General features: G+C 48.9%; 8 protein-coding genes and 1 pseudogene. 2 read left to right on the forward strand and 7 right to left on the reverse strand.

Annotation, left to right across the window (positions count from 1 at the left end):
- Positions 1-848, forward strand: a pseudogene (locus tag VK92_RS38245) (transposase); the annotation flags it as partial.
- Between the two features lie 680 nt (positions 849-1,528).
- On the opposite strand, the gene VK92_RS38250 reads toward VK92_RS38245, so the two are convergent.
- The 7 genes from VK92_RS38250 to VK92_RS38275 form a co-directional block, all read right to left on the reverse strand.
- Positions 1,529-2,116 (reverse strand): hypothetical protein, encoded by a 588-nt coding sequence (locus tag VK92_RS38250; RefSeq protein WP_048026751.1) that lies wholly within the window; start codon positions 2,114-2,116, stop codon positions 1,529-1,531.
- A 142-nt stretch (positions 2,117-2,258) separates the two neighbouring features.
- Positions 2,259-2,687: a hypothetical protein gene (locus tag VK92_RS42295; protein ID WP_131723322.1), complete on the reverse strand. Its 429-nt coding sequence runs from the start codon at positions 2,685-2,687 to the stop codon at positions 2,259-2,261.
- 410 nt (positions 2,688-3,097) lie between these two features.
- Positions 3,098-5,323, reverse strand: a complete 2,226-nt coding sequence (locus tag VK92_RS41280; protein ID WP_082160947.1) for a glycosyltransferase family 2 protein — start codon at positions 5,321-5,323, stop codon at positions 3,098-3,100.
- A 58-nt stretch (positions 5,324-5,381) separates the two neighbouring features.
- A complete protein-coding gene (locus tag VK92_RS41285) occupies positions 5,382-9,017 on the reverse strand; it encodes a rhamnosyltransferase WsaF family glycosyltransferase (protein WP_082160946.1) in 3,636 nt (1,211 codons plus the stop codon).
- Positions 9,018-9,120: 103 nt separating this feature from the next.
- On the reverse strand, positions 9,121-9,771 hold the full coding sequence (locus VK92_RS38265; protein WP_048026747.1) for an ABC transporter ATP-binding protein: 651 nt from the start codon (positions 9,769-9,771) through the stop codon (positions 9,121-9,123).
- Positions 9,768-10,559, reverse strand: coding sequence for an ABC transporter permease (locus VK92_RS38270; protein WP_048026745.1), 792 nt, complete (start codon positions 10,557-10,559; stop codon positions 9,768-9,770). The genes VK92_RS38265 and VK92_RS38270 overlap by 4 nt, the downstream gene beginning before the upstream one ends.
- 1 nt (position 10,560) lies before the next feature.
- A complete protein-coding gene (locus VK92_RS38275; RefSeq protein ID WP_048026743.1) occupies positions 10,561-11,721 on the reverse strand; it encodes a WcbD in 1,161 nt (386 codons plus the stop codon).
- 585 nt (positions 11,722-12,306) lie between these two features.
- Between VK92_RS38275 and VK92_RS42300 the strand changes: the two genes are divergently transcribed.
- The gene (locus VK92_RS42300) at positions 12,307-13,464 is read left to right on the forward strand and encodes a hypothetical protein (protein WP_131723321.1); all 1,158 of its coding nucleotides are present in this window, start codon (positions 12,307-12,309) and stop codon (positions 13,462-13,464) included.
- Positions 13,465-13,652: the final 188 nt, after the last annotated feature.

Here is a 13,652-nt window from a genome sequence, read left to right on the forward strand (position 1 = left end):
CGAAGCCAAGACCGATGCCCGCGATGCCGAATACGCTGCGCTTGCTTCGACTGGCCGACGAGCAGCTCACCATGCTCCTCGGCTTCGATGACGACCTCGCCGCTCCGGCCACGCAGACCAGCAACCACATTCGCGGCCTGCTGACCCAAATCCATCCAGCGCTCGAGCGCGTTCTCGGACCGCGCCTTGACCATCCGGCGGCACCCGATCTGCTTGAGCGCTACCCGTCTCCAAGCGCGTTTGCTGCTGCCAGCGAGAAAACGCTCGCCAACCGCCTCACCAAGCTCGCACCGCGCATGGACGAGAACTTGGCGGCTGAAATCGTTCAAGCGCTGAACGAGCAAGCCGTGATCGTGTCCGGCACGCAGGCCCCGCCATCGTCATGCCTCGGCTGGCCCAGAAACTTGCCGCCTTGCGCAAGCAGCGTGAAGAAATCGCCGCCGAAGTTGAGCGACTGGTGGTTGCTCACCCTCTTTGGCCGGTCCTAACCAGCATGCCAGGAGTCGGCGTCAGGGCCGCCGCCAGACTCCTGACCGAAGTCGCCCATAAAGCCTTCGCCTCCGCCACGCATCTGGCGGCCTACGCTGGCCTCGCGCCGGTCACCCGGCGCCCAGGCTCGTCGATCCGTTGCGAGTACCCATCCAGACGGGGCAACAAGGTACTCAAGCGCGACTTGTTCTTCTCTGCCTTCGCGGCCTTACGAGGCCCAATCTCGCGGGCCTATTGCTTATTGCTCGCGCAAGATCCAGCAAGGCAAGCATCACAATCAGGCCCTCGTCGCACTGACATGGCGCCGCCACGACGTCCTGTTTGGCATGCTACGTGATGGCACGCATTTACCAACCCAAGCCATACCGCTTGACGAAGGACGTATCCCACGCGCGCGCCCTCTTGAGCGATGCTTTCGTTTGTCGCTCCACCCATAAAAACCTCGCTCGAGAGGCATGACCAGTAGTCCGCAAAGAGCTTGGCATCATTGATTATCGCGCTGTTTCATTGCACCGGCTTTGGGTGATCGTGTATCGGTGAAGGCTGATATTTAGCGGATCATAAGGTCGACCGGCTTTGCTCATTTCTGCGAGCAGGAACGCTATTCGCGCCGTCGGTTTCGCATTCGGCTCACACTCAGTCCACGAAGAATCAATCAAATACCCAGTCACATGGTCCGGTTTTAGCTATTCCACAATACAGACATGGACACGACGAGGATTCGAACATCGCACTGTCGTGCGTTGCGGCGCATACCGAGGACCCGAAAAGACAGAACCGTGCAGAACAATGAGCTCCTACCAGGTTGGTCGCCAGCAACGATGCAATACGGGTGCAGAATGGCAACGAATCACAATCCAGCACCCGAGCAACCATTACAGCGGCGTCATGAGCGCGACCCGCTATCATCATGGCCGCAATGTGCATTTTGCTTCTGGCTCCCTTGCATCCAAAGAAGCCCGGCAAGAGATGCTAGTTCCCCACTTGCGATATCAATCATTGGCCGCCCATACACCTACTATATTGACGCCCCACCTTTTCACGGACGCCCCCTATCAGCAATCTCCAGTCGCAATCGACTCAGCTGTTCGACGTAGCCTTTAAAGGCCGCATCAACAGTCGCAATCCTCGCATCCCACCCAAAATACAAATATCTCACAGTCACTAGCACCCTCACCGCATAGCCAGAGAATTCAGCCGGAACAACAGGAATAGATATTTGCGGGTCATCTATAAAAAAATAGGATGCCCCGACCTTTATCTCAGCATTATGAAGCACTCTTTCAGAAAAATCTTCACGCCCCATTTCCGAATCAATGACTATCGCATCAACCTTAATCACGACACTCCCATTCGATGGGTCAAAGCGAAGAGATTTTATTTTCTTATCGGGCGGAATACCAAACTCGAACACTTCAATCTCACCATTACCCACAACATCACGCACTTCCGAAAAATTCTCCGCGTAACCCTCTCCAAAATCGTGGAATATCTGAAAAAAATTTCCTTCCAGCTGTCTCGACGCGGCCTGCAAAGCAAACTCCCCCCCCTCCACGAGAAGCATCTGCACCGGCGTCCAAACCGAATACTTGGTTCGCTCGACGATCCATATCTTCGCGAAATCCAAGACGCTCGAAAAAATCCCGCTCTTCGCGCAACCGACACGCCCCGAAATCACTTTGAGATATGAGTCGAGTTTTCTGCAGGATAGCGCCATTAACCTCTAATAAATTCGGAACTACTAGCGCCTAAGTCCCCACAACGATACGTCACCCGAGAATATTGGCCGACTCTGGTGCGCGACGAATCACACACATAGAATAAAAAAACTCAATCGAGTGAATCCCGCTCAAATCAGAAAGGCAAAACTTGACACCATGGATTTTGGAAAAATTTTCCAACAACCCCTGCGCACCATCATCACCCCAATCATTTATATTAATTATGTCGATTATGATTTTCAAGAAATAAACTGCAGACGACCTTAAAAACAGCCCACCCTCAAATTCAGACCAGCAACTCCAATGCAAATCCCCAACAAAATATATTCCACCATCCCACAACAACGGAAAATATTGCGCAAACGTCTTTATTACATCACTCGAACGATGAGATCCATCATCAATAACCACATCATAAAATCCCGAGCACCTTTCAATGGCAGCTCTCGATACGAGCGAATTAATATCACCAACCACGACACATCGATTCGAGAATCCTCGAAAATAAAATCCCCACACCTTTCATTTACGTCGCACCCAACAATATTTATTGGACGGTGGAAATATTTCGCCCAAATCTCCAACGAACCGCCATTCTGAACACCTACCTCGAGCAAGCTTTTGACATTTTCGCGAATCCCCTCGAATAAAACATCGTATACGTGAATATAACGGGACCATTTATCAGACACTTTCCCTACGTGAGCCTCGCAAAGTTCCGAAATAGTGTTCGCAGTCAAGCCTTCATCCTCCAAGATATCCCGGATTGCAACAGTCCTACACAACCCCGCGGCCCAAAGGTGGTTGCAAATTACCCTACACTATATCGGCACTGTCCAAGAGTGTCTTGAGCCCTGCCCATCCGCTGATGGACTACGAACGCGCTTTCAGAAGCCCCTCCGCGCAATGTTGGCAACTCCCACTCTCGATGGGCTCGCCAAGGTGTATAATTTCCCGTTCAAGCTTAAATTTGGGTTATACACCGGGTCATCTTGAATGTATCTACCCCACCGAGCACGCATACACTCTAGTTCACGTTGCGCTCTCTGCATTTTTTCCACATTATCATCTCGACCACGTGATGCCGATTCGTGATGAATCAATTCTGCGTGCGGTGTCCATACATTACGATAGCCAGCATCGTGAAGCTTTAAACAAAAATCGACATCATTAAACGCCACAACGAAATTCTCCTCATCCAATCCACCGACCTCGTTGAACAGGGATTTCTTGACTATCAGACACGCCGCGGTAACCGCCATATAGCACTGTGAATAGCTAGCATTTCCGAAGTAACCGGTCGATGTACGGGACTCGAAACGGTGAACGTGATCCGCTCCGCCGTGAATGCCCATGACTACACCCGCATGCTGAATTCTCTCGTCCGGATATAGCAACTTCGCACCAACAGCTCCAACGCCGTCCTGCATCGCACAAGAAACCATCTCACCGAGCCAATGCGGTGAGAGCACCTCGATATCGTTGTTCAACAGACCGACGATCTCACCCCGCGCCAACGTGACCGCTCTATTATTCAAGAGTGAATAATTGAATGGCTCATTTACACATATAACAGAAATCCTGTCGTTCTCGTTTATTTCGCTCAGATACCGCAAACTCTCGGCCTCATCAGATCCGTTATCAATCACAATAATCTCAAAATTTTCATATACTGTCTTTTTGAGAATAGAGTCAACACACTGCCGAAGCAAATCGCAACGATTTCTTGTTGGAATAATTAACGAAACGAGCGGCTCAGGTACCACAGATTCGTATTCAACACGCCTGCCGTGCGGGAGCACGGAAATATTTACGGCTTGATTTAGCTTTGCAAAATAGGCCTCCAATTGCGAGCACTCTTGAATTAGAGACTCATTATCACATACAGCCTGAATTCTAGCCTGCCTTCGCTGGTGCGCGAGCACAACAGGAACGTGGACGATATCTTTCGGAGAAACTGTACCAAGTATCTCCAAAGCCACTTCAAAGGCAGTTAAATTTCGCACCCCAGAAATAGGACAACCACCTTTCCTTAATGCGCCAACCCTAAAAGCCGCCATACCGGATAATATATTTTTAGAAAAAAACAACTCCCTATTCCAGCACCCTTTGAAATACGGAGAATGTCGATTTCCATCAAAATCAACTGAGTCTTCGTCACCGAATATAATATCTGCCGAATGCGCTGCGACAATAGCAGATCGCAATGCATGCGCTGCGGCAGCTGATACGATGTAACCGTTACTCAGGAAAAATAACCAGTCGTCATCATCGAGAGACTCAATGGAGAATTTGCTTCGGGTCTCCATAGAACGGATATCACTTTCGCTCCAGCACCCCCTATCATCAACATCATTTAGCTCGAATAGAGGGATCGTCTCGCCCAAAGCGCGTTGAGATGCAATCAGTATATTTTCAAAATTCTCGCGAAATCCTGCAAGTACATCTTGCGAAATCGCTACGCCGACGCCTCCCACCAAGGTCCGGTCGATAAATATTCCTCGTCGGCGCGACACGGATATGCTATCGGAACGTTCAGATTTCGATATGACGTCGATAATGTTGGCCTCGTATTCCTTGATCCAGATCGCGTATGGAATTCCACCCGACAAGTCGCGAAAAAGGAGGCAATAATCCCGCCACATCCTCTCGAGTGGAATTTTTGCGGCATCCATTTCCCTGTAATCAGGATGAAGCGCGATCAGCTTCTTAACAATTCTGGATTTCGCGAATTTCTCAGACAAACGAACAAGCCTGAAATAATTAATATTTCGAACCTTACTTTCAATATCGAAATATATATGCAAATCACTTAACGTCGCCCCCACATAAATAATCCGCTTACCAATTTCCTCACTTTTTAGCGGGATTTCAATATTCCATTCCTTTGTGTTTTTATACCCACCTGCGTCCAAATTTAATTTTCCTACTGCATCCCCCCCCTCTACCAGAACCTCCAGCTCCAACATGTACCAACCCACCGGCACCTTCGATTTAAGTTCGATTTCCACCACCTGATCGGCCGAAATCGACGCCGCGTGATCGACCTCCCCAGCCCTGGCAATCGACAAACAATCCAGCCCCCAACGAAATCGAAGGAAATTTCGAAGCATGTTTAAAATTACTCTTTCGAAGCACTAAAAAAAGGGCACCGACTTGGTGCCCTCGAAATCAGCTACCACTGAATAGCTGGCGAACCGAATTAGCAACGTCTCGACTCAATTGATGAACGTTCGATTTCCCATCAAAAAACCAATCGATTTTAGCTCTACCGGTGCCTGCCTTCATAGATTCTTCGGCGAGATTTCGCAAGCTGACCGCGACATCCTCAAGATCAAAGCTGTCAAACGAGCGGATATTTTCATGCAGATCCGACAGATCCTTATTTTTATACGTATTCGTCAATACAAGCAGACCTGCCTCCGCCATCTCCAGCGGAGGATAGCTCGGGTGCGGCGACACCATAAGTGACAATCCGAGACGAGCTACGGACAGCCACTTCGCATACTCCTCCAACGAAAGACGACCGAAAACCTCAATGCGATCCGTCGACAAATATGAATTCGCTTCGAAATCCTCCCCAACCGCCAGGAATCTCCATCCCCTCCAAAATTGCGGATCATCTTGAGTAGCACGAGCGATGAGCGAATCTGCAAACTCCAAGCAATTTCGCTGTGCATGCGGACGCATATAGATCAGCATCACGTTTTCGCGCGCTTGCGTTCGATCGACGGCGGCCATAATTTCCTCGTTTACCGGAGGATTGTAAACATGCCCACCATTAAAGTACCCCTCTTTTTCGAAATATTCCGCCAAAATTTCAGTATTGAAGACGGGAATTATTTCGTCAGGATACTTATATGTCGATTCAGCGAGCATAAATTTACTCGACCACGGGTAAAACCCACTTTCGTAATCCTGAATCAAGTAAACATACTTTCCAGGCGACGATCCATAGGTATTCACCTGCTGCTTCAAAATATCCCGGGCCAGTTTAGCCGTCCACCACGATGTTGCTACGAACACATCAGAGTGTCGAACTGACAGCGGAAGATTCGCTCTCCTGGTACCGTCGCAAACCACGTTGACCTTGCCTGCCTCGTCGTCACAGATATCACATATCGTTTGCCCGAAATCAGGAGCATATTGATTCGACATCGGTATATCGGTAGAAATCACCCGACAATCGAAATCGTTGCCGAGCGCATCCTTAATACCGTTAAATAATCTCAGCGCCTCCGAAACACCCGCGTATCCCTTACTTTTTTCTGCACCTGGAATCAACAAATTCAAACGAGGACGTGAATTTCCACTCCTGATCACAGAGAAATCCCGAATCTCCGGGTAATTACGCACGAGCGACGTCTTTCGAGATGAGATCGGAAGAATACTCTGCTTATATAGCTCGAGATCTCCGGCATCGACAATCGATGCCCCCGATGCGACCTTGAACCGCATCCACTTGAAACCGGAAATTTCGCATATCAAGAAGAATGCCCGCTCGATAGCGTGTGCCAACGTACCGTCTACTTGGCCGGCTTCCGGATCAAAATGATATGTTTTTAGGTCCAGATCGAGCAAACCATGGATCGCTTCCGATCGAAACCAGAACATCGATCCAGACGGCAATTCGAGCAAATTCGAATCATTTACACTCAATTCACCGTTCGTCATCAGCTCGACCAACGCGTTCACCTGCGTTACGTTGCCTCCCCATTGAATCAGCGGGTCGATAGGTGGGAACTCGATTGGCGCGACCATCCCGACGGATTCGTCAGAAAATAGTGCAATGATATTGTCGACGAGATTCTGAGATCCAAGATTGGAATCAAACAGATAGTTACGCCACTCATCGAACGCCCTGGCGTAATGAGTGGATTTCTTGGAGTGAATATGCACGCAAAGATCCACCTCGCGAATCCTGTCGGAAAATCCAACTATCATTGGTGCAATGTCACGGCCGCGATTTTCCAAGACCCGAATCTCAAACGGATGCAGCGATTCCTTTTCTGCATATTTACAGATCAGCTCCGCCTTGGCAGGACTGTCAGTGGAAATAAAAATAGTGCACGGATTACGAACATTTTTCGACAGATCAATTACCCTACCGATCATATCCGGGTAAAAGAGATGAGCAAAAATACCGACCGTCTTCTTATCCCCGGCTGCTCCGGCCGGTTTCACATTTTTTGCGCCATCATCCACTTCGATCGCATGACTATTCGGATTCCTTTCCGCACGAAGAACGGGCTGTTGGAGCGGCCGAATCGAGTACCCCTTCTGGTATCCATTATTCAAATAATGCGCAACCGGAGTACTATGCGACGGAATACTTGCGTGATAATTCGCTAAATAAAACTGATTATCAAAGAGAGGATGGGGGTAACAAACCTCTCGTGCCCCTGAGGCGATATAGTGGATTAGCGGGTTGATGCTTGCCGCCGCTACATCAGGGCGATGCGTCAAATAGTATTCCGCTGAAAACAGCGGGTGCGGATCTTTCCAATCTCGCTCTGTAACAAGAAAATCGACAAGATTCAGCTCATGATGCTTGTTTTTTCCTTGCGCCGCGTAATAATCCGCATCAAACAGCGGATGCGGATTCACCACTCCCATCGTCGTGAAGTAATGCTCCAGTGCAGACGTGCCATTACCAATCGGCATCCCCGCAATTTCACATTGCTCGATGTAGAAATTCGCGTCGAAGGCAGGATGAGGTGAAACGTGATTCCTCTCGCTTCTAACCAGATAATCGGTAAATGGATCGATTTGTGGATCCGATTCAGAGCCAATTTGATTACGATACCAATCCACCGAAAAAAGCGGATTCGGAACGTTGCCTCGATGCCAACCCTCGGTCAAATAGTGATAGAGAGGATCGCCCCAGACACCATCGTATTGGTCGACATACCATTCGGACCAGAACGTCGGTCCGGGCTGATACCCCAGCCGCCAACCGATTTCGATATAATGCGCAAATGCGCCCTCATCGTCGCCAATTTCATAAGTCTTTCGATACCACGCAGAGTTAAACAGCGGATGGGGGTCGCGATTTTCCCGACAGCCAAACTGCCGAAAATGCTGGTATGGATTTGCCTGAGCCCGCCCGATATCCGCATTCCTGCCGTTATAAAAACTCGGAATAAAATAAACAGACGGAGAATGAGCCCCTACCTCACCACTCGAACACTGTTTCTCGTAATGGCGAAGGATACTCTCAGCATCGATCAAATTGCCATGTTTTCGACGATACCAATGCACATCGAGCACGGCGTCGACCAGAGCTCGCTCATTTCGCTCGACATTTGCGGCACTCTCTTTGTTGAACGTAGTGCCGCTTGGCAGATTGATAAATTTTGAGCGATTCATTTTTTCCCGCGGAATGATAAGTTTTTCATTATTAATAACTTTGGGACCAGCAACCGCCCCTTGCAATTTATTATCAATTGCTGTTAGACGTCTTTCGAGAACTTCCAGACGTTGTGACGATCGTGTGGGCCATTTCCATCTCAACAGTGCATGTATCGGACCAAGCACTGGCAGTCGTCTTCGACGAAATTTCAAGATTTCGTCGTCAAGATCGATCAGACATGGAACCTTGCTCGCACCTTCCGGACCGGATCGCAGCTGGGTAAGAATCTCCAGCTTTTCCACTCCGGATCTCAAACGGGTCAGATAGTATTGCAATCCGTCTGAATCTGGCGATCGGCCGAGAATGCATGCATAGGCGGTTGCAATGAACTTCTCATCATCGTACTTTTGAAGTTCTGCAACTCTCGTTGGAAGAGCTACGGAGTTGTATCCCATAGATTACCTATATTTATATCTATCGTTACTTGAATTGCGACGTTGCATACTCGATTTCGATTTACCTACACATGCCGCAGATGCCGAAATACACGATGCCCGGTCAGCCTTCGGCCGAATAGAAATCTAACGCACTCCCAACATCTGCAAAATTGTTCAATTTCCCGCGCGACAGCACGGCCGCTCGCGTACAGTGAGCTTGGATATATGTAATATCATGCGAAACAATAATCATGGCTCGATCCTTTCTCTTTTCGAAAAGCTCCACATGACATTTCTTATGAAAGTTACTATCTCCGACGGCCACGATCTCGTCAATTAAGAAGCAATCGAATTCAATGGCCATGGATATGGCAAATGCCAACCTGGCGCGCATCCCGGACGAGTATTTCTTTACCGGCTCATGCAGATAGGATCCCAATTCTGAAAATTCGCGCACGAACTCGACGGCCGGATCGATTGGCGCCCCATAAACGCGACACGTAAAGCGAACATTGTCCAGTCCCGACAAGCTTCCCTGGAAAGCGCCGCCGAAGGCCAACGGCCATGAAATACTTATTCCGCGATCGATAGTTCCGGCGGTTGGTCTCTCGACTCCACTTATAAGTCTGATTAAGGTCGACTTACCTGCGCCATTTCGCCCAAGTATGCCGATGCGCTCACCTTTGTTGATGGAAAACGAAACATCGTCGAGCACTTTTCGGGCACCGTCCCGTGTCCCGTAGACCTTGGAGACATTACGAATTGAGATCATTCTGGCTCCACACGCCGACCAGCTTCGCGTACAAAAAACAATCCCATCAGCAACATGACTAGATCCACAAAAGCAAGATAGGCGGGATCTTCATAAGTTCGGACCTGGCCACCGAAATAACCGTGCCTAATCATTTCGGTGCCGTGTACCATCGGCACCCATAAAATCAAGTTATGAAATCGTTCTGGCAACCAAGTAACCATAAAACCAGCCCCTGATAACGGGAACATCAAATAGGTTACGATATGCCAAACTCTCTCAATGACCTCTGATCGCTCCGAAAGCGCACCAACGATCAAACTTAAGCTAAAAGCAAACAACGCAAGAAGAAGCCACCCGATAGCGACCGTTAAAATATCAGCCGGCATCTTCATCCATCCGAACGAGACAAATAGACTCGTGAGTACCATCATCGAACATGTGGCACCGGAAATTTCCAGGATGAGTCGAGCCGCCAAAACGTCAATCACCTGGACGTTGCGATGATATAACAAGGAATGGTTAACTTCGATGGCCTTTACCGACCGATTACTTGTATTCCGCCACAATATCAACGATGAATATCCAGTCACGGCGAATGCAACGATCGGAAGGCTGCTCCCATGCGTAAGCCCAATCACCGACCAGAGCGTTGTAATGCCCAGCGTAAACAACATTGGCTCAAAAAACAGCCACAGGAATCCAACATTATGTCGACCGTAGCGGGTGATAATTTCACGCATTAATAGAGCGCCAATTACCCGCCCTTGAATCTTTAACGAATTGAGAAAATCGTTTCGCTTCGCCATATTAATTTCGATGCTCTTTCACACCGGAAACAAATATCGTCACAATTCCCCAGATGACAAGACCGACAATCAGCGTGGCTGCGATCGATCGCAGTCGACGCGGTTCAACTGCCATATCGGGTTCGTTAGGTTGGACGATACGCTCAAGATAGAGTTGCTGCCGCTGCGCCTCTGCCCGCGCATTCTCAAGCGAGGTCATCGCCGAAGCGAGTTCCTTCGACGTGAACTCTGCATCGAGTTCGAGTCGCGCATACGCTGCGGCCTTCGTAGAAAGAGACGATCGCTTACCAGTAACATCACCAGACGACTGAGCAATTTGTTGCGTCAAAACTTCGATTGAAGTCTTCAGTGCATTGATTTGGGGATTTTTGGGCGCAATTTTCTCCAATTGCGCCAACTGCGCCTGCTCATCGAAGAGATTCTTCTGCAATGCGGCCACTTGCACCAACTGAGTAGCAGATTGCTTATCTGGATCAAATACAGTATTCGAATTTCGGAATGCAGCCAGTGCTGCCGCCGCACTCTTAGCCTGCTCGGTCGCAGCATTCACTCGTCCCTGCGAGAATGTCACCGCATCCTTTGTCGCACGTTCATTTATCTTATTAATCAGGCCTTCACTCAAATTCAAAAGCCTTTCATTAATAGCCTTCGCCTCTTGCGGAGAAAATGACCTAACCTTCAAGGTCGTAATCGACGACACAGTATCAAGATCGACATTGACAATATGCGAAGAATAGTACCTCCAAAGGGCCTCATTTCCTTCGCCGAAAATCTTAAGATACCGGCTGGCAAAATCGCCTTTCTCCCCATACTCGCGCGCAATTTCGCCATTTTTGTTAAGCACGGACAATGCGTCTCGCGATTGAATATAGTCAATCACCGGATACGTATCATCTTGAGCCTTCGACAATCCAGTGCCCTGCAACAGGGCCCCCATAAAGCCGGCCTGGTTGCTCTTTTCCGCACTACGAACAATAAATCGCGACTCAGACACATAAACATCAGACGCAATCAGACCGTAATACACTGTCGCAACAATAGTCGGCAACAGCACTGTTATCGCAAAAATGCGATCGATATTTTTAAATCGAGCCACAACACCCTTCTTCGCGACGCCGTAACGCACGCTAGAAACATCACTACCGATCTCAGTATTCGACATTTATCAAATCCAGCATCTCAATCCGCAATTCGACTTCGACGCCTTCAATTAAGCTACGAACGATCGCGAAATCCAGGAGAAATTAATTATCAAATTCTACAATCAAACCATTGACGCACGTCGAGCAGATGACGATCAGCCATCAATCGCACCCTGATCCGCACCGTTGTCGATTGAGCGGGCCAAGCGAAAGTTGAATTCCCTCAATGCCGCCCCGCATTGTACAATAATTGGGTGATACCGAGCCGGGCAAATTGCGTCAGGCCCGCCCGTTATAGATAAAATCTATTGAATGACGCGGCGTCATCATCATTGGCAATGGATCATCTTTTGTAGATCTTTGAGGTTGCAGACACAAGGATGTCGCAATCCTAGTGCGGGACTCCGAAGGTTGCGTTAAGCCCGGAACATTACTGGTGATTATTTTCAATGAGATCGTATGTAATCGCAACGGCGATATATGTAGCTGCCTGCTCCGCTGGAAAGATCTACGCCCAAGACATCCGCAGCACAACTGCCGCGCAGCCCTCCACAGCCTACACTTCCCCTTCCACTCATGCCCCAAATCGGCATCAGACCTTGCCCATGGCGACAGCCTGCTCCCCCGCGTTCAATGCTGGATTCGTCGGCGATGGCGAGTTTGACAATGGTTCGGTATGGCGACGGTGGATATCGTCATTGTCCGGAAAGAGTGCATGCATTCAGTTCGAGACCGGGACGTTTAAGTTTGGCGCCACAGCCGAGGTCAGACTAGCGCCCCACCAAACTATCCGCATCGCCGGAGCAACTCAAGACGGAACCGAATTGTGGTTCCCAAACTCCGACGGAATTCGGGCAATAGTAAACACGACGCTTGATCCGGGATTTATAGGCTCATCATCGATTGCCGTGGATGGATTTGCACTCACTACCAGCAGCCAAAATAAATCGATCGGCCTTCAAATCATAGGCAACACCTCAAATGGCTACATTCCCCGACAAACAAATATCGATCAGATTGCATTTCGCGGGCACGATCAAAAATCGGCCTGGAAAACCGACCTTTACCTCGAAAATCTTTCAAATGTTTTGATAGAGGACTCCGGCTTTTACGGCATCCCGAACGACAACACCGAAGGCGTCGGAATTGATTATCATGGGGTAGCCGAAAGCAACACACCAACAATCCTGAATGTTAGCAATTCAATTATATTTTTCCGCCAAACCGGAATAAGAACATCCGGATACTGGCAGGGACTCAATGTATCACAAACAAATATCGTAGACACAGAGATTGGCGTAAACTGTTCGGCAAAGTCACCCCAACCTCAGTGCAATATATTTAACTCCCAAATAAACTCCTCTAGAGGCGCCATTCGATATTCCAATATAATAACGTCATCCATATCCGGAAATTTATTTTATCAAGGCGCCTACCCTGGATTGATCGATCGAGATCCAATTGTATTACTTTCAAATGGAAGCACAAACAACATTGTCACAAACAATATATTCAGCGCCTTTTCGCGAGATCATATAACCCCATATTGCATCACACTCGAAGACTCGTCGACGACCAATCAAATTATTAATAGCAACATATTTGCAGGCTGTTCGACTGCTGTGGCGTTCAGCGAAACATCGCCGACTGCATCGCAACTTATTGGCAATAGCTTCCAGTCAACCGTTAAATCGACTACCTCCGGTAATATTGACGGCCTCACCCGCTTCGACAGTTTTCATCGAACACAGAATACGCGCTGACCCGCAGGTGCCTCCATATTTAGGAAATCCTGCGTCGAGTCCGCAAGATGTCAATGTGGTCGTTCTGGAATCTTCACGCTCTACAAGGTATCGCGGACGTTCCTCGCATGACGCCAATCCGTGACGCCCCCGTTACTATCTTCACGCCCCGATAATCGGGGCTATGGCCAGCCAGGCCCCGCATGATT

This window comes from Burkholderia sp. LK4 (assembly GCF_001043615.1).
Taxonomy (GTDB): Bacteria; Pseudomonadota; Gammaproteobacteria; order Burkholderiales; family Burkholderiaceae; genus Burkholderia; species Burkholderia cepacia.